This window comes from Ruegeria sp. ABV4_181, from assembly GCF_056158465.1.
This window is the reverse complement of sequence record NZ_JBSWTI010000002.1, coordinates 3469102-3485150: the sequence shown is the minus strand read 5'-3', so window position 1 is coordinate 3485150 and position 16049 is coordinate 3469102. Positions and strand designations below refer to the sequence as shown.

General features: G+C 59.2%; 18 protein-coding genes and 1 riboswitch. Of the genes, 11 read left to right on the top strand and 7 right to left on the bottom strand.

Annotated features, from left to right (window positions below):
- Window positions 1–11: 11 nt before the first annotated feature.
- Window positions 12–440, top strand: a complete 429-nt coding sequence (locus ACXAC3_RS17335) for an FKBP-type peptidyl-prolyl cis-trans isomerase (protein ID WP_475162780.1) — start codon at window positions 12–14, stop codon at window positions 438–440.
- A 24-nt stretch (window positions 441–464) separates the two neighbouring features.
- Here ACXAC3_RS17335 and ACXAC3_RS17330 read toward each other — a convergent pair whose 3' ends face one another.
- Genes ACXAC3_RS17330 through fabA form a run of 4 tightly spaced genes read right to left on the bottom strand, consistent with a single transcriptional unit; the run spans window position 465 to window position 3283 of the window.
- On the bottom strand, window positions 465–656 hold the full coding sequence (locus ACXAC3_RS17330) for a hypothetical protein (RefSeq protein ID WP_475162779.1): 192 nt from the start codon (window positions 654–656) through the stop codon (window positions 465–467).
- Between the two features lie 59 nt (window positions 657–715).
- Window positions 716–1507, bottom strand: coding sequence for an enoyl-ACP reductase FabI (locus tag ACXAC3_RS17325; RefSeq protein ID WP_475162778.1), 792 nt, complete (start codon window positions 1505–1507; stop codon window positions 716–718).
- Window positions 1508–1512: 5 nt separating this feature from the next.
- Complete coding sequence (gene fabB, locus ACXAC3_RS17320; protein WP_475162775.1) at window positions 1513–2742, bottom strand: beta-ketoacyl-ACP synthase I; 1230 nt, start codon at window positions 2740–2742, stop codon at window positions 1513–1515.
- Window positions 2743–2773: 31 nt separating this feature from the next.
- Entirely contained in the window at window positions 2774–3283 is a 510-nt protein-coding gene (gene fabA, locus ACXAC3_RS17315; protein WP_475162773.1) for a bifunctional 3-hydroxydecanoyl-ACP dehydratase/trans-2-decenoyl-ACP isomerase, read from the bottom strand.
- Window positions 3284–3471: 188 nt separating this feature from the next.
- Here fabA and irrA point away from each other — a divergent pair, with 188 nt between their 5' ends.
- A complete protein-coding gene (gene irrA / locus ACXAC3_RS17310; RefSeq protein ID WP_475162770.1) occupies window positions 3472–3888 on the top strand; it encodes an iron response transcriptional regulator IrrA in 417 nt (138 codons plus the stop codon).
- A 2-nt stretch (window positions 3889–3890) separates the two neighbouring features.
- Here the strand turns inward: irrA and ACXAC3_RS17305 are convergent, their stop codons facing one another.
- Window positions 3891–4781, bottom strand: a complete 891-nt coding sequence (locus ACXAC3_RS17305; protein ID WP_475162768.1) for a LysR family transcriptional regulator — start codon at window positions 4779–4781, stop codon at window positions 3891–3893.
- An 86-nt stretch (window positions 4782–4867) separates the two neighbouring features.
- Here ACXAC3_RS17305 and ACXAC3_RS17300 point away from each other — a divergent pair, with 86 nt between their 5' ends.
- Complete coding sequence (locus tag ACXAC3_RS17300; RefSeq protein WP_475162767.1) at window positions 4868–5665, top strand: phytanoyl-CoA dioxygenase family protein; 798 nt, start codon at window positions 4868–4870, stop codon at window positions 5663–5665.
- Between the two features lie 11 nt (window positions 5666–5676).
- On the opposite strand, the gene ACXAC3_RS17295 is transcribed toward ACXAC3_RS17300, so the two are convergent.
- Complete coding sequence (locus ACXAC3_RS17295; protein ID WP_475162763.1) at window positions 5677–6540, bottom strand: hypothetical protein; 864 nt, start codon at window positions 6538–6540, stop codon at window positions 5677–5679.
- A gap of 120 nt (window positions 6541–6660) precedes the next feature.
- On the opposite strand from ACXAC3_RS17295, the gene miaB reads away from it, so the two are divergent.
- From miaB to trmB, 8 genes are all read left to right on the top strand, one after another.
- Entirely contained in the window at window positions 6661–7980 is a 1320-nt protein-coding gene (gene miaB, locus ACXAC3_RS17290) for a tRNA (N6-isopentenyl adenosine(37)-C2)-methylthiotransferase MiaB (RefSeq protein WP_475162761.1), read from the top strand.
- A gap of 179 nt (window positions 7981–8159) precedes the next feature.
- A complete protein-coding gene (locus ACXAC3_RS17285; RefSeq protein ID WP_475162758.1) occupies window positions 8160–8924 on the top strand; it encodes an outer membrane protein in 765 nt (254 codons plus the stop codon).
- A 164-nt stretch (window positions 8925–9088) separates the two neighbouring features.
- The gene (locus ACXAC3_RS17280; RefSeq protein ID WP_475162756.1) at window positions 9089–10111 is read left to right on the top strand and encodes a PhoH family protein; all 1023 of its coding nucleotides are present in this window, start codon (window positions 9089–9091) and stop codon (window positions 10109–10111) included.
- Between the two features lie 38 nt (window positions 10112–10149).
- The gene (gene ybeY / locus ACXAC3_RS17275) at window positions 10150–10644 is read left to right on the top strand and encodes an rRNA maturation RNase YbeY (protein WP_475162753.1); all 495 of its coding nucleotides are present in this window, start codon (window positions 10150–10152) and stop codon (window positions 10642–10644) included.
- A gap of 36 nt (window positions 10645–10680) precedes the next feature.
- The gene (locus ACXAC3_RS17270; RefSeq protein ID WP_475162748.1) at window positions 10681–11568 is read left to right on the top strand and encodes a hemolysin family protein; all 888 of its coding nucleotides are present in this window, start codon (window positions 10681–10683) and stop codon (window positions 11566–11568) included.
- Window positions 11565–13061, top strand: a complete 1497-nt coding sequence (gene lnt / locus ACXAC3_RS17265; RefSeq protein ID WP_475162746.1) for an apolipoprotein N-acyltransferase — start codon at window positions 11565–11567, stop codon at window positions 13059–13061. The genes ACXAC3_RS17270 and lnt overlap by 4 nt, the downstream gene beginning before the upstream one ends.
- Before the next feature lie 42 nt (window positions 13062–13103).
- A riboswitch (SAM-SAH riboswitch) is annotated at window positions 13104–13152 on the top strand.
- Between the two features lie 5 nt (window positions 13153–13157).
- On the top strand, window positions 13158–14339 hold the full coding sequence (gene metK, locus ACXAC3_RS17260) for a methionine adenosyltransferase (protein WP_475162744.1): 1182 nt from the start codon (window positions 13158–13160) through the stop codon (window positions 14337–14339).
- A gap of 94 nt (window positions 14340–14433) precedes the next feature.
- Window positions 14434–15144, top strand: coding sequence for a tRNA (guanine(46)-N(7))-methyltransferase TrmB (gene trmB / locus ACXAC3_RS17255; RefSeq protein WP_475162743.1), 711 nt, complete (start codon window positions 14434–14436; stop codon window positions 15142–15144).
- Here trmB and ACXAC3_RS17250 read toward each other — a convergent pair.
- Window positions 15141–15947: a hypothetical protein gene (locus ACXAC3_RS17250; protein ID WP_475162740.1), complete on the bottom strand. Its 807-nt coding sequence runs from the start codon at window positions 15945–15947 to the stop codon at window positions 15141–15143. The genes trmB and ACXAC3_RS17250 overlap by 4 nt on opposite strands.
- Window positions 15948–16049: the final 102 nt, after the last annotated feature.

Here is a 16049-nt window from a genome sequence, read left to right as displayed (position 1 = left end):
GGAGGCCACGCATGACCGCAATAAAACAAGGCGACACAGTTCGCATCCATTACACCGGAACGCTGCTGGACGGAAAAGTGTTCGACAGCTCCGAGGGACGCGATCCGCTGGAATTCGTGGTCGGGTCGGGCCAAATCATTCCCGGGCTGGATTCGGCCATTCCCGGCCTTACCGTTGGTGAGAAAAAGCGTGTCGAGATTGCCTGTGTTGACGCCTATGGCCCGATCAACCCCGCAATGCGTCAGGATATTCCCCGCGAAGGCATTCCGGATGACATCCCTTTGGAACCCGGCACTCAGTTGCAAATGCAAACCCCGGACGGGCAGGCTTTGCCGGTGATCGTTGTCGAGGCGAATGACGCGACAGTGACACTGGACGCAAACCACCCATTGGCGGGGCAGGATCTGATTTTCGAGATTGAGGTCGTCTCGGTCAACTGACAGCCCTGAGATCAGGGTGTCGGGTCAGCCCGTTATCAGGCTGGCCCAGGATTTGAAGGCCGTGCGGACCTCGGGCTGTGTGAAAAACACAAACAGAATCAGCAAGGTGGTCAGGGTCAGCAACGCGATTCGGCCGTGCTGGCCCAGAAATCCGGGCTTGCGCCGGGATCGGGAACCGCGCGCGGCGGTAGCGAGAATTTGGTCTGCTTTGCTCATGCCGCTATCCCTGCCAGCGAAAGATGGTCAAATCTGGGCGCGGGCAGGGAAAGATCGGGTCACATGAAATCGGGCTGTGGCATTCCGAGAACATGGAACCCGCCGTCCACTCGGATGATCTCGCCCGAGGTGCAGGCCCCGGCATCCGATGTCAGGTAAACCGCGGTCCCGCCGACCGCTTCCAGCGTCGCATTGGAACGCATTGGGGCGTTCTGGTCGCAGAACTTATAGGTCTTGCGCGCGCCACCGATGGCCGCACCGGCCAGCGTTTTCATCGGGCCGGGTGAGATGGCGTTCACGCGGATACCTTCGGGGCCAAGATCATTGGCCAGGTAACGCGTTGCCGATTCCAGCGCGGCCTTTGCTACGCCCATCACGTTGTAGTTCGGCACAACCCGGTTTGAACCCTGATAGGTCAGCGTCAGCAGACTGCCGCCATTGTCTTTCATCAGAGGGTAGGCGCGGCGGGCGACCTCGATAAAGGAATAGGCGGATACGTCCATCGAGTGTTTGAAGTTCGCGCGTGTGGTGTTCAGGAACCGACCGGTCAGTTCCGATTTGTCCGAATAGGCAATCGCGTGAACCACGAAATCGATCGTTGGCCAGCGGGCGCCCAGCTCCTCGAACGCGCGGTCCAGCGAGACGTCGTCGGTGACATCCGCATCGACCATGAAATCGCTGCCAAGGCTTTGGGCCAGCGGTTCCAGCCGCTTGCCAAACGCCTCGCCCTGATAGGTGAATGCCAGCTCGGCACCGGCCTCATGCATGGCCTTGGCAATACCCCACGCAATCGAGCGGTCATTGGCCACGCCCATAATCAGGCCGCGTTTGCCCTTTAGAAGATCCGACATCATGTTCACCCGTTATACTTTGACAGAACCATGGACCCGTTCGTGCCACCAAAGCCGAAGCTGTTGGTCATGACACTGTCCAAGCCTGCATTTTCAACTACTTGAGTAGCAATTTCACCGGGCAGGATGCCTTCGGCAAGTGTGTCGACATTGATCGACGGCGTAATGAAATCATGGTGCAACATCAGCAGGCAGAAAATCGCCTCAAGCGCACCAGCCGCGCCTTGCGCGTGACCCGTCATCGATTTTGTTGACGAGATCGGGGGCACGCTGCCTTCACCGAATATGCGGCGCACCGCTTCGACCTCGCCGACATCTCCGACCGGGGTCGAAGTGCCGTGGGCGTTGATGTAATCCACCTTGCGCCCCTCGGGCAGCGTCGCCAGAGCCAGGCGCATCGCACGCTCGCCGCCTTCACCGGACGGGGCCACCATGTCGTGACCGTCCGAAGTGGCCGCAAAGCCGGTGACCTCCGCGTAAATCTTGGCACCACGGGCCAGGGCGTGGTCCAGGTCTTCAAGCACGACGATGCCGCCGCCGCCCGAAATCACGAACCCGTCGCGGTCCTGATCGAATGCGCGCGAGGCTTTTTCCGGCGTGTCATTGTATTTAGAGGACATCGCACCCATCGCGTCGAACAGGCAGGACAGGGTCCAGTCGAGTTCTTCACCGCCACCCGCGAACATGACATCCTGCTTGCCCATCATGATCTGTTCCGCCGCGTTACCGATGCAGTGCAGCGAGGTCGAGCAGGCCGATGTGATCGAGTAGTTGATGCCTTTGATCTTGAAAGCGGTCGCAAGATTGGCGGAAATCGTCGAACACATGCATTTCGGCACCGCGAAAGGCCCGATCCGCTTGGTTGCACCGTTCTTCAGGACAGTCTGATGCGCGGTCAGCATCGCGCTGGTGGATGGCCCGCCAGAGCCTGCGACCAGTCCGGTGCGCGGATTCACGACCTGATCTTCGGTCAGACCGGCATCGGCAATAGCCTGGTTCATGGCGATGTGCGCGTAAGCTGCGCCGGGACCCATAAAGCGCAGGGTGCGCTTGTCCACATGCTCGGCCACGTCGATCTTGAGCGACCCCGCAATCTGGCTGCGAAAGCCATGTTCGACCATCTGGTCATTGGCCTCGATTCCGGACTTGCCGGCTTTGAGAGAGGCCAGAACCTCTTCGGCATTGTTCCCGATGGAGGAGACGACCCCCAAACCGGTGACAACTACTCGACGCATGTGCGTGCTCCTTATTTCGGGCCGGTCAGGCTCAGGCTTCGGACAGAACGACTTTCATGTCCTTAACGTCGTAAATCAATTCACCGTCGGCTTCGACGATACCATCCGCCACACCCATGGTCAGTCGGCGGGTCTGGATCGCCTTCTTAAAGTCGATTTTGTAAGTCAGCATCTTGCGGTCCGGGCGCACCATTCCGGTCAGCTTGACCTCGCCAACGCCCACAGCCATGCCGCGCCCCTGCCAGCCGCGCCAGCCCAGGTTGAACCCGGTCAGTTGCCACAGCCCGTCCAGCCCCAGACAGCCCGGCATGATCGGGTTGCCGGGGAAGTGGCAGTCAAAGAACCACAGGTCCGGAACAATATCGAATTCCGCCAGCACATGACCCTTGCCGTGCGCGCCGCCATCAGCCGAAATGTCGGTGATCCGGTCCATCATCAGCATCGGCGGGGCGGGCAACTGCGCGTTTCCGGGGCCGAATAATTCGCCACGGGCGCATTTCAGCAGATCGTCCTTGTCAAAGCTGCTCGGGAATTGGGCCATTCTGCCGCCTCTCCTGCCAGGGGTCCGTTCGTTATATCTGGCCTCACCTAGCACCCGTATGCAAGGTCCTGCAAGAGCACTGGCCCACATCATGTTGTGTTCAGACCATTCTTTGCGAATGAATTTCATTTGAAATTACCTGACCAGCGCACTTATATATAGCTCAGCAACAAACAGGTTTCGGATTCATGACGCCTCAGAGCCAGAACATTGCCACGAATTGGTTGGTGGACGCCGGATTGCGTCCGACGCGCCAGCGGGTGGCGCTTGCCGAGTTGTTGGTTGGCGATGGCCGTCATCGCCACGTAACGGCCGAAAGCCTGTTCGAGGCCGCAAAAAAGAATGGTGATGCTGTGTCGCTGGCGACGGTCTACAACACGCTGCGCGCCTTCTGCGATGCCGGTGTCCTGCAGGAAATCACTGTGGACGGGTCGAAAAGCTATTTCGACACCAACACCCACGACCATCCCCATTTCTTCTGGGAAGATGAGGGCCGGCTTAGCGATGCGCCCTCTGACGAGCTGGTGATACAACGCCTGCCCAAAGCGCCCGAAGGCGTCGAAATCGCGTCGGTTGACGTGGTGATCCGCCTGCGGAAGAAATAGTCCTACGTCATCAATCGGATCAAAACACGTTCTGCCGCCACCGTTTGCGTATCGGCGGGGCCTGTGCCGTGTCGCGCCAGGATCACCGGTTCGGCCGCGAACGGATCAGAGACGGGTAGGCTGATCAGTGGCATTCCGTCATAGCTGAAATCGGCAGGCGTGCCGGCGTAACTTATTGCGACGCCTTCGTGATTTGCGGCCAGGCTGCGCTGAATTTCCAGCGATGCCGCGCGATGTGCGACGGTCGGTTCTTCGCCGATCTGCCGAAACAGCCCCAGAATATGCTGCGCCGAAAGCCCCTCGGTCGAAAGGATCAGCGGATGGGCGGCCAGATCGCGCAGCGATACACCTTCTCGCGTGGCCAGAGGGTGGGATGGTGCCATTAGTGCCTTGGGCGTATTCGTGAACAGCCTGTGACGGGTAAAGGTCGCATCCATGCTCAAGGCATAGGTTAGCGCAAGATCGATGCGCCCTTCAATCAGGTCGGTGATCAGGCCCTGAAACCCGGCCACCCTGTAAGACAAGGCGACATCCGGCAGGGCCCCCTGCAGTTCCCGCAAGGCCCGCGCAAGCAGGAACGGCGCCAGATCCTCAAAACACCCGAGCCGCAGCCGCGCAGTGCCTGCGCTGGGCGCGGAAGCATTCTCAAGCCGTGCGGCACTGGCCAGTAATGCCTCGGCATCTTCGATGAACCTGCGGCCCTGCGGTGTCAGCGACAAGGCCGCGCCGCGTTTGCGGGCAAACAGGGGATGGCCCAATTTCTCTTCCACCCGCGTCAGCGCGTTTGACAGCGCCGGTTGCGAGACGTTCAGATGCTGTGCCGCGGCGGACAGGCTGCCATGGCGCCCGATGGCGCAGACATATTCGTATTGGCGCAGGGAAATATATAACATGAAGTTAAGTCTATATTTGAAAGATATGATTTGAACAGACGTCCTTTCCATGTGCAGATGATCCAATCGCAGGAACGGAGACGGAAATGACGCACTCGCTGGTCACGCAAGAGATGATCGACACCTATCAGGAAGATGGCGTTGTCCTGATCAGAAGGCTGTTCGCCGACCATGTCGAGACCCTGCGCGAAGGCGTCGCCGCGAACATGGCGGAGCCGGGTCCTTATGCCTCGGAAAACAAAAAGCAGGGCGAGACCGGGTTATTCTTTGACGATTACTGCAACTGGTCGCGTATCGATCAGTTCCGTCAGGTGATCGAGACCTCTCCGGTGGCTGAGGTCGCGGCAGATCTGATGCAGTCGCAGACCGTGCAGATGTTTCATGATCACGTTCTGGTCAAGGAACCGGGAACCTCGATGGCGACCCCATGGCATCAGGACGGGCCGTATTATTTTGTCGAAGGGCAGCAGACGATCAGCTTCTGGTCACCTCTCGACCCGGTGAAACAGGCAACGCTGCGTTGCGTGGCCGGATCGCATCGCTGGGACAAAGAGGTCCTGCCGACGCGCTGGGTCTCGGAGGAGGGGTTCTTCCCCGATGAGGGTCAGTACATCCCTGTGCCGGACCCGGACGCCGAGGGCATGACAATCGTGGAGTTCGAAATGGAGCCGGGCGATGCGGTGGCCTTCAATTACCGAACCCTGCATGGTGCGCGCGGCAACCATTCCGACAGCCGCCGCCGGGCGTTTTCGCTGCGTCTGGTCGGGGATGATGCGCGCTATGTAAACCGGCCGGGCCGGACCTCACCGCCGTTTCCGGGGCATGACATGACACCCGGCCAGCGACTGCGCGAGGATTGGTTTCCGGTGCTGCTGCGACGCTGAACCGGCGCGCGTCAGAACCACTGGCCCAATTCGATCAGCCCGAGGTCAAGCAGCTGCCGCGACGTCCATTCGAACGGAACCGAATTGCGCCAGAGAAAGGTTGGGATGTCGAACGTCGACCCGGCGTTGCTTTTCAGGGCCTTGGCGGCGCGGAACGAACAGATGCCTGCGGTCACGTTGTGATGCCATGGGCAGGAATACGTGTTGTATTCCGGTTCATTGAACGTGTGATCCGGCAGTAATTGCAGACCCTTGCGGGATCTGAACAAAGCGATCCGGTCGATCCGGCGACGCTCGTACGGGATATGATCCTCAAACCGCCAGCGCAGACCGCCGGACATATCCAGCTGCCGCTCCAGCGGGTGACCTTCGGCGTCGTGGCGGGTGTGGGCGTAATAGCCTGTGCTGTCCAGCATCGCGCGATCCGGAGCAACGCCGTTGGGAAAGACGTCCAGATCGTCGGCATAAAGGTCGACAACATGGCTGAGCATTGCGTCCCGACGCTCCTCTGTGTGAAAGGCCAGCAGTTCACCGATGGTCCGGGTTTCGCAGAACGGGAAGAACAAAAACTCGGCATTGTAGCAATAATACATCCACAAGCCGGGTGCGGCCTGTATAACCTTGTTGATTGCGTCGAACACGACCGTGCGGGGTGCGCAGGTCAGTGTGACCCGATGAATTCTGTCCGTCAGATCGGAATCCAGTTCGAAATCCTGCGGCATGAAGGCGACCAGAGCGGCAAAGCCAAGGTTCAGATGATGGCGGATGGTGCTGTCGACCTCGACGTCATCTTCGGCGAAGACCAGGGCCACCGGACCTCTGGCAAGAGTAGGAACGCCAGAAGAGAGGAATTCATCGAGAGAGTCGTATTGCATGGCCTGTCTGGTTCCACTTTGCTGGAATCTTCGGTCAAAATCGGGTAATCGCCTCGCCATTGCAAGCGGCGTTCGTTGGGTATAGAGGACGCCGATCCCGCGAACGCAAAGGCACCATCCATGTCGGAACCCAAAAAGCTGTACATCAAAACCTATGGTTGTCAGATGAATGTCTATGACAGCGAGCGGATGGCCGAAACGCTGGGTGGTCAGGGCTATGTCGAAACCCAAAGTGCCGACGATGCAGATATGATTCTGCTGAACACCTGCCACATTCGAGAAAAAGCGGCCGAAAAGGTGTATTCCGAACTTGGCCGGTTCAAGGGTCTGAAGGTTGAAAAGCCTGATCTCAAGATCGGTGTCGCCGGGTGTGTTGCGCAGGCCGAAGGCGAGGAAATCATGCGTCGCCAGCCATTGGTCGATCTGGTCGTGGGGCCGCAAAGCTATCACCGCCTGCCCGAGATGGAGGCAAAGACGCGCGAAGGCGCCAAGGCGCTGGATACGGATTTCCCCGAAGAGGATAAGTTCGAGAAGCTCAAGAACCGCCCCAAGGCCAAGCGCGGCCCGAAGGCATTTCTGACCGTACAGGAAGGCTGTGACAAATTCTGCGCGTTCTGCGTGGTGCCCTATACCCGCGGGGCCGAAGTCAGCCGTCCTGCCGATCGCATTCTGCGCGAGGCGCGTGATCTGGTCGAGCGTGGCGTACGCGAGATCACTCTGCTGGGTCAGAACGTGAATGCCTATCACGGGGCCGGCCCGAACGGTGACATGACGCTGGCCGGACTGATCTGGGAGCTCAACAAGGTCGACGGGCTGGAGCGCATCCGCTTTACCACGTCGCACCCGAATGACATGGGCGAGGACCTGATCGAGGCGCACGGAACCTGCGACAAGCTGATGCCTTACCTGCATCTGCCGGTGCAGTCCGGTTCCGACAGAATTCTCAAGCGCATGAACCGCAGCCACACGGCGGAAAGCTACCTGCGACTGATCGAACGGATCCGGGCGGCGCGTCCGGATATCATGATGTCCGGAGACTTCATTGTTGGCTTCCCCGAAGAAACCGAAGCCGATTTCCAGGCCACGCTGGATCTGGTGGAAGAGGTCAGATACGGCTATGCCTATTCGTTCAAATATTCGACCAGGCCCGGAACACCTGCAGCCGAGAGGTCTCAGGTTGATCCCGAGGCGGCGGATGACCGCCTACAGCGCCTGCAAGCGCTGATCACCCGACATCAGCGCGAAATTCAGGACGCCATGGTTGGCCGCAAGGTGCGCGTTCTGTTTGAAAAAACCGGCCGTCTGCCCGGTCAAATGGTTGGAAAATCTGAGTATCTGCACTCGGTTCACGTATCCGATGCCGATGTCGCAATTGGCGAGCTGAAGGATGTTCTGATCACCGGATCGGGCGCGAATTCACTCGCGGGTGCGATGGTCTGATCCTGCATTCATGTGCTGTTTGGATACCATAGTTGGTGTTTGTTTCCAAAATTAACCCTTGATTTATTACTTGGAACTATGTTCCGAGAAAGACCAGATTTTTTCGGGGACAGGTTTTCATTCCCGAAATCCAGATCTGTGCTGATCCGGCTGTCGGGTCGGGACGATGGAGGGTGCGAGTGAAAATCCTTAAACGGTACTTTGGATCAACCTTGAAATTTGCCTTGTCCGTTGTGACGGCAACGTCGGTTCTTTCAACTGCTACGGCGGCCGGCAATCTGGATCAGGGCGTTTCAGACCCACCCGTCGCCAGCCCGAAACGCTTTGGCAGCGATGTAAGCGCGTTTTACCTTGGATTGTCCGGCGGATACGCAACTGGCGGTACCGACAGGTTTGGCCTCAGAACCTCTACTGGCCTCTTTGAAATCGGCGAACTGGATCTGAACGGTTCCTACGGCGGCATCCGGGGTGGCTGGCGCGGTGTTCTTCCGGCCATGGGCGGGCGCAGCTATGTCTACGGGTTCGAACTCGGGTATGATTTCGGATCGCTTGACGATGATGTTTCGACACAGATTGGCAGTGTCACCGTCAATGGCGGATCGGAAATCTCGGACGTGCTGTCGCTGCGATTCCGCAACGGGCTGACGAACAAAAGCGGCACGGTTCTATATTTCGTTTCGGTTGGATATGTACGTGGCGACATCACGACGACAAGCAGCCTGTCCAGCGGGTCGACGGTTCAGCCGTTTGAAGACAGTGATCAACGGGCGGGCTTTTCGGCAAGTATCGGGGCGGAACACAGCCTGAGTGAGAATTGGTCGATCACGGGTGAATATGAATACGCGCAATTCGACTCGAAGGACGTTGTGTTCGACAACGGGTTTTCGACCAAGTCGACGCCACGCTATCGCGGCCTGCGATTTGGCCTGAACTACAAATTCTGACAAGAAACACAGGCAAGGTTCCGTGCCGGAACGGGATTTTTCACCGGTCCGCTTTCGGGGGCTGGCGGTTTTGCCATCCGTCGCGGAAATTTTGAAACTGTGGCTTGCGCCCACCAAGAATTGTTGTCTACGCTCGGGATGAAACGCCAAGACAGGAGAACGGATTGGCCATCGGTGCCCTGACCCCACCGCAAGATGAAATGCCCCAGCGCGAGGCGTTTGTAGAATTCCCTGACAACCGGTTGTTGATTGATCTTTGCGGTGAATATGACCGCAACCTGACCGATATCGAACACAAGCTGTCCGTTCAGATCGTGCGCCGCGGCAACCAGCTGGTGGTGATGGGGGATGAAGACGCCCAGAAACAGGCGATCGAGGTGCTTCAGGCGCTTTATACCCGTCTGGAAGGTGGCCGCGACGTTGAAGCTGCGGATGTGGATCGTGAGCTGCGCATGGGTGGTTCCGAGAAAGGAACCGGCAGCCGCGACGGCGACCAGCTTGAGATGTTCAAGGGCGGCACGGTCGAAATCAAGACCCGCAAAAAGTTGGTTGAACCGCGCACTGATGCGCAGAAGGCGTATGTTCAATCGCTGTTCAACAATGAATTGGCCTTCGGGATCGGGCCGGCGGGCACCGGTAAAACCTATCTGGCCGTGGCCGTTGGGGTGTCGATGTTCATCGGTGGGCATGTGGACAGGATCATTCTCAGCCGCCCCGCCGTAGAAGCGGGTGAAAAACTGGGTTATCTGCCGGGCGACATGAAGGACAAGGTCGATCCCTATATGCAGCCGCTATATGACGCGCTGAACGATTTTCTGCCCGGCAAACAACTGGCCAAGCTGATCGAAGAGAAACGAATCGAAATTGCGCCGCTGGCTTTTATGCGGGGGCGCACGCTGGCGAATGCCTTTGTCGTGCTGGATGAGGCACAGAACGCCACCACCATGCAGATGAAGATGTTCCTGACCCGTCTGGGCGAGGGCAGCCGCATGGTCATCACCGGCGACCGCTCGCAGGTCGATCTGCCGCGCGGCGTGCAGTCGGGCCTTGCAGACGCGGAACGGCTGTTGAAAACGATCCCGAATATCAGTTTCAACTATTTCACGTCGAAGGATGTCGTGCGTCACCCGCTTGTCGCCGCCATCATCGAAGCGTATGAGGCCGACTCGGGCCGTGAGACGGGATAGCATTAGGGTTCCGGTACCGGAACTTTGGACATGTTGGCATGAACCTTGAAATAACGATCGAAGAGCCGCGCTGGCAGGGGCTGGAGCCTTTGGCCGAGCGTGCGGTCCGCGCTGTGCTGGCGCATTGCGGTCTGGACCTCGATCTGTGCGAGATCAGCCTGCTGGCCTGTGATGATGCCCGGATCGCTGAACTGAATGCCGAGTTTCGCGAAAAGCCTGCGCCCACAAATGTTCTCAGCTGGCCTGCCGAAGACCTGGCGACTGAGGTTGCGGGCCAGCCCCCGGCATTGCCCGAGCCGGACTTTACCGGCGAAATCGCATTGGGTGACATCGCGATCTCGTACCAGACATGCGCACGGGAAGCGGCTGAGGCAGGCAAACCCATGGACGATCATGTGACGCATCTGATCGTTCACGGACTGTTGCATTTGCTGGGATATGATCACATTCGTGACCCCGACGCCACTTTGATGGAGAGCGTCGAAGTCGATATACTTGGCAAATTGGGTATTGATGACCCATATAATGGTTAACACGGGCCTTTGAGGCCAGTTATTTGGAACAGGATTATGGGCGAATCAGACGGCAGTTCTATGGCGGCGCATGGCGCGCAACCAAAGGACAGCGGTGAACACGGTAAAGAGAAGGCCGGCTTTTTTTCTCGGCTCATGGACGCATTCTCGTCGCATGACGACGAGGAGGTCGGCGCGGCAAACGGGCATGAAGTCGATATGGCGCAACCACGGGGCATGATCAATCTCAGACGGATGCGGGTCGAGGACGTGGCCATTCCCACGGCCGAGATCGTTTCCGTGCCCTCGACCATCACAAAGGATGAGCTGGCGCAGGTGTTTCGGGACAGCGGCCTTTCCCGAATACCGGTCTATGAGGGGACGCTTGATACGCCTTTGGGGTTCGTGCACCTCAAGGATTTTGCGCTGACCCATGGGTTCAACGGAAAGTCATCAGAGTTTGATCTGGTATCGATGCTACGCACGCTGCTGTTCGTGCCGCCGTCGATGCCGATCGGCGTTCTGCTGACCAAGATGCAGACCGAGCGTCGCCATATGGCGCTGGTGATCGACGAATATGGCGGCGTTGATGGCTTGCTGACGATCGAGGACCTGATCGAACAGGTTGTCGGGGAAATCGCGGATGAGCATGACGCCGATGAAAGCCAGCTTTGGGTTCAGGAAAAGCCCGGCTGCTACGTCGTTCAGGCGCGCATCCCGCTGGAAGAGTTCGAGGCAGAGATCGGGCGCTCGCTGACCAGCCACGAGGATGTCGACGAAGAAGAGATCGACACGCTGGGCGGACTGGTTTTCATGTTATCCGGCCGCGTTCCCGCGCGGGGCGAGGTTGTATTGCATCCTGAAGGCCCGGAATTTGAGGTGATGGATGCCGATCCGCGCCGGATCAAACGGCTGCGTGTGATGCTACCGGATCTCGTTGCATGAACCCTGCTCAGGGTTGGCCCTTGTGGCTGAAGTTGGCACTGGCGGTGCTGCTGGGTGCACTGGCGGCGTTTGGTCTGGCACCCTACGGCATTTGGGCCGCCTCGCTGGTGGCTTTGGTGCTGCTGTCGCCGCTGTTTCTGTCGACTGAAACACGGGGTCAGGCGGCCTGGTTGGGGTGGGCTTTTGCAACCGGGTATTTCGCTCACGCTCTGAGCTGGATTATCGAGCCGTTTCTGGTCGATGCGGAACGGCACGCCTGGATGGCGCCGTTTGCGTTGATCTTTATGGCAGGCGGGCTGGCGCTGTTCTGGGCGCTGGCGTTCTGGGTCGCCCGGCGACCGGCCGGTCGCGCGGTGCCGCAGGCTGTGTTTCTGTCGATGGCGATTGCGCTGGCGGAATTTGCGCGGGGCTATGTTCTGACGGGATTTCCCTGGGCCGGACTGGCACAGGTTTGGGTGGACAGCCCGGTTGTGCAGCTGCTGTCCCTATTCGGACCGTATGGTCTGGCAGCGCTGACGCTTTTGGCAATCCTGCCCTTGGGGGCCGCACTGGCGCAGCGCTGCGGGTGGGCTCTGCCCGTTGGGATGACTGCGGGGTTCGTCGGTCTGGCGCTGGGCTATGCGGCCACGCGTCCGGCCGTTTCCGAGACGGACCACGTTGTTCGCCTGATCCAGCCCAACGCGCCGCAGCACCAGAAATGGGACCCGGACTATGCCCCGTTGTTCTTTGCCCGCCAGATTGAGTATACCGCCGCTCTACCCAGTCCCGACCTGATCGTGTGGCCCGAAACCTCGGTTCCTGCGTGGCTGGGCAGTGCGCAGCCGTATCTGGACGTGGTGGCGGAAGCTGCACAGGGAACGCCTGTTATCCTTGGCATTCAACGTGGCGACGGGCCGCGCATCTACAACTCGATGATCTATCTGAACGAAGAGGGCCGGCAACAGGGGCTATACGACAAGCACCACCTGGCGCCTTTCGGCGAATATGTCCCCTTTGGTGAGGTGATGGCACGGTTTGGCATCTACGGGATGGCAGCGACCACGGGCAACGGGTTCAGCGCGGGACCGGGCGCAGCCCTGATGGATGCGGGCAAGTTGGGCAAGGCGCTGCCGCTGATCTGTTATGAGGCCGTCTTTACACAGGACGTGCTGTCGGCCCCGGAGCGGGCGGATTTCCTGCTGCAAATCACCAATGACGCGTGGTTCGGCACCCGGTCGGGCCCGTATCAGCATCTGGCGCAGGCCCGGATGCGCGCGATCGAGCAGGGGCTGCCGATGATGCGTTCGGCCAATACCGGGGTGTCGGCCATGATCGACCCGTTGGGGCGCGTCACAAAGAAACTGGCCTTGGGGCAGACCGGGTTCATCGACGCGAAACTGCCGGCCCCACTGGCCCCAACCTTCTACGCGCGGATTGGTGATTTGCCGGTCTTTGCCGTGCTTCTGACCCTGTTTGCGCTGCTTTGGCGCAACGCCCGGCAACGACGTGTTTAATTACCGATTGACCCCGTCTAACTGCGCGCGTATCCCCTCGGATGCCTGTCACAACGGCTTCCTGGCGTGATGGGAAAATCTTAATGGAGCACATTCATGTCCCGACAGAACTACATTTTCACTTCGGAGTCCGTTTCCGAAGGGCACCCGGATAAGGTTTGCGACCGGATTTCCGATGCCGTCCTTGACGCCTTTCTGAACGAAGAACCCGAAGCACGCGTGGCCTGCGAAACCTTTGCAACAACCAACCGTGTTGTGATTGGTGGTGAGGTGGGTCTGTCGGATCAGGACAAACTGCATGATTACATGGGCCGTATCGACGAGATCGCGCGCGCCTGTATCAAGGATATCGGGTACGAGCAGGACAAGTTCCACCACGAAACGGTCGAGGTGACGAACCTGCTGCACGAGCAATCCGCCCATATCGCGCAGGGCGTTGATGCCGCGGACAACAAGGACGAAGGAGCCGGGGATCAGGGCATCATGTTCGGCTACGCGACCACCGAAACGCCCACTCTGATGCCGGCACCGATCCAGTATTCACATGCGATCCTGCGCCGTCTGGCCGAAGTGCGCAAAGACGGATCCGAGCCCGCGCTTGGCCCGGATGCGAAATCTCAGCTCTCGGTGATCTATCAGGACGGCAAGCCCGTCGGTGTCAGCTCGATCGTGCTGTCGACCCAGCATCTGGACGAGGCGCTGACCTCGGACGACATCCGCGACATCGTCGAGCCTTATATTCGTGAAACGCTGCCTGACGGTTGGCTGTCCGCCAACACCGAATGGCATGTGAACCCCACCGGTAAATTCGTCATCGGCGGCCCGGACGGAGATGCGGGCCTGACCGGGCGAAAGATCATCGTGGACACCTATGGCGGCGCGGCACCTCATGGCGGCGGTGCCTTCTCGGGCAAAGACCCGACCAAAGTTGACCGTTCGGCGGCTTATGCGGCGCGCTATCTGGCAAAGAACGTGGTTGCCTCGGGCATGGCCGAACGCTGCACCATTCAGCTGAGCTATGCGATTGGCGTTTCCAAACCGCTGTCGATCTATGCCGATACCTATGGCACCGGTCAGGTTGCGGACGCGGCGATTGAAAAAGCCGTTGGCCAGGTGATGGATCTGACACCGCGCGGTATTCGTCAGCATCTGGAACTGAACAAGCCAATCTATCAGCGCACGGCAGCATATGGCCATTTCGGCCGCCAGCCAGAGGCCGATGGCGGGTTCAGCTGGGAACGCACCGATCTGGCCGACGCGCTGAAAGCGGCGGTCTGATCTGAACGAAAACCGGGCGCGCCGAAACCGGCGCGCTTTTTTCGATCCTGCGCCGGGGTTGCAACGTTGCACCCTGCGCAGTATGGGCTCCGCCATGAGCACCCAGACACCACAACGCCCCCGCAGAAACTTCTATGGCCGCTTTAAGGGCAAAGCCCTGAAGCAGAGTCAAAAGACGTATCTGAACGAAGACCTCGACGCGCTGTCACCCGGAGCGGTGGACTGGGACACCAATCCCGAACGTCACCCGCTGGACCTGCAGACGCTGTTCGGCGGCAAGGACGTCTGGCTTGAGGTCGGTTTTGGCGGCGGTGAACATCTTGTGCATCAGGCCGCCAGCAACCCCGATATCGGCATCATCGGGGCCGAACCCTATATCAATGGTGTGGCCATGCTGCTGGGCAAGATCCGCAAGGCCGCGGTGGAAAACCTGGCCGTGCATCCCGGGGACGCACGCGACCTGTTTGATGTGTTGCCTAGGGCCAGCATCTCGCGCGCATTTCTGCTGTATCCTGACCCCTGGCCGAAGACGCGGCACCACCGCCGCCGGTTCGTGACGCCCGAGCATCTGGAACCGCTGGCCCGTATTCTGAAACCGGGGGCGATCTTCCGCGTTGCGACCGACATCCCCGATTATGTCCGTCAGACTCTTGAAGAAGTGCCCCGCGCCGGATTCGAATGGTTGGCCGAGCGCCCGGCAGACTGGCGCGAGCCGTGGGATGACTGGATTTCAACTCGTTATGAACAAAAAGCCCTGCGCGAAGGGCGGACCCCGCATTATCTGACGTTCCGGCGCCTTGGTTAACCGTCGTTGAGCGAGGGGAACATGCGCCCCTTGGCAAACCAGGCAATTCCAAAGGCCCACAGCGCGACAGCTTCGAAAAAGAATGTCAGGTTCAGGCTGTTCCACCAGTCAAGGAAACCCGGTCCGCCGATCCTGCTTTTGAGAAACAGCAACGCAACGCAGGCCAGAATGACCAGCCCGCAGATGCTGTATAGCTGATTGCGCTGGCGTTTGCTTTCAATCAGCACGCCGTTTTTCTCATGCCGTTCCGGAACCACCCGCCGCAGGACAATCAGGCAGTAGAGGCCGAGGTAGATGAACAGAATGCCCGCGGCCACCATGTGCCAGTTGCTGGCGGTGCTGAACAGGTTGAAGAACCCCTGATGCGGGGCCTCGGCCACGGTGATCGGGTCGCCATTGGTCACTTGGACAAAGACGCGGGACAGAAACGTGGCGGGGTTTTCACATCCGGTACCCAATGTTGGGACGGAAGCCACGGTGAAGGCCCCGACACCGGCGACGCTGCTGAGCGTGTCTTCGAAAAAGGTCTCACCGGTATAGGCAATCAGAAACCCGCCCACGAAACACAGCAGGCCAACAAAGACCGCCCCCAGGAACTGCGCATAGTAGAAATGGCTGATGCTGTCGCGAAAGCAGCTTCCGCCGAACACCGCGCCGGCGGCCAGTATGACCGGCAGACCGAAGGCGACCAGCCCCACAAGAAATGCCAGTCTTTGTTCGATCTTGCTTTCGGGGCGAAACGGGTCCTTGGGGTGAAAAAGCTCTCGGGGCCCTTGGGCCATCAGGGACCAGACATCCGTCATGACGTGTTCCTTCGAATTTTGTTCTTGGACTGAAACATTCAAAACAATTGGTACCATCATACCGCAGCATCGAAGTTGCGCACAGAATAACCCGATAGTTTT